The organism is Streptomyces sp. NPDC057654 (assembly GCF_042800135.1).
GTDB lineage: Bacteria > Actinomycetota > Actinomycetes > Streptomycetales > Streptomycetaceae > Streptomyces.
Window position 1 is genome coordinate 1 of record NZ_JBHVHQ010001453.1, and the last position, 1,154, is coordinate 1,154.

Consider the following 1,154-nt stretch of genomic DNA (forward strand, 5'->3'; position numbering starts at 1 on the left):
GGGCGGTGAGCGCGCACCATGAGCGTGCCGACGTCCTGCGGGTCGGGGGCGGGAAGGATGCGCGCGTCGATGTCGGTGAAGCCGTGGCGCTTGAGGAGGTCGGTCCACCACTCGGGTGAGTAGGCCCAGCGCACCACGACGACCTTGCGGCCGGCGAGGCCGTTGCCGTACATCGGGTCGGGCCCGTAGTACCCCTCAATGGGCTCGGCCTGGGAGAAGGCGAAGGTGCCGCCGGGATTGAGGCGTCGGGCGATCAGGGGGACGAGCTGGTCCGGGTCGGTGAACCACACGGCGCCCCAGATCGAGAAGATCGCGTCGTACGAGGCGGTGGTGGAGGCCAGGTGCGTGCACGCCTCGCTCTCGACGAACCTCAACCCGGGGATGTCCTGCCACCAGTTGCGGGCGCGGGCGGTCTGCATGGCGGAGAAGTCCAGGGCGGTCACGTCGACGCCGTGCTGCTGGGCGAGGTAGGCGGCTTCCTTGCCCTCGGCGGAGCCCAGCTCCAGCGCGGTGCGCGGGCTGCCCAGCAGCTCGGCGCCGGGGCCGTGGCCCTCGTACTGGGTCCACGCGAAGACGTCGGCGGCCGGGCGCGGCTGCTCGCCGTCCCCCCGGTACGGGCGGTAGGTATCCCAGTACTCGGGCAAGGATGTCGCGGCGCGGGACATGGCACTCCTCGGGGCGGGTGCGCCACACCGTACCCGCCCGCCCGCTGCCGATACCGGCAGTTGCCGCCACTTCACCCCTTGGGGCGCGGGCAGGCGGTCAGTGGCAGTTCGCGCCGGGGCGGCACGGGCCGCACTTGGCGTAGTCCCGTTCCCACAGCTTCCAGTCCACCGCGAAGCCGTGGTCGGCGATGACCTGGGCGGTGCGTTCCACGGAGCCGTCGTACTTGAACGCGATCTCGGGGATGTGCTCCAGGAACCGGCCGTCGAAGTGCTCCGCGCACCACTCGCGGTAGTTGCGGGTGTCCAGGATGAAGACGTGGACGGCCGTGTCGACCAGCCGGCCGCAGCACAGTTCCAGGCCCTGGCCCCACGTCTCGATCGCGGTGATCAGGTAGGAGACGGCCGCGCCGAACAGGCGCTCGGCCATCACCTCGTCGAAGGGGTGGTCGCGCATGAGGAGCTGGATCTCGCGGTCCCAGACCTCGGGCT

At 71.1% G+C, this 1,154-nt stretch carries 2 protein-coding genes; both read right to left on the reverse strand.

Translation table 11 applies throughout. From position 1 onward, the window contains the following. Window positions 1-665, reverse strand: a 665-nt coding sequence (locus ACFU99_RS44310; RefSeq protein ID WP_384404551.1) for a class I SAM-dependent methyltransferase, incomplete at its 3' end; no start/stop codon positions are given. Between the two features lie 97 nt (window positions 666-762). Then, the coding region (locus tag ACFU99_RS44315; RefSeq protein ID WP_384404553.1) for a hypothetical protein at window positions 763-1,154 on the reverse strand (392 nt) is incomplete at its 5' end.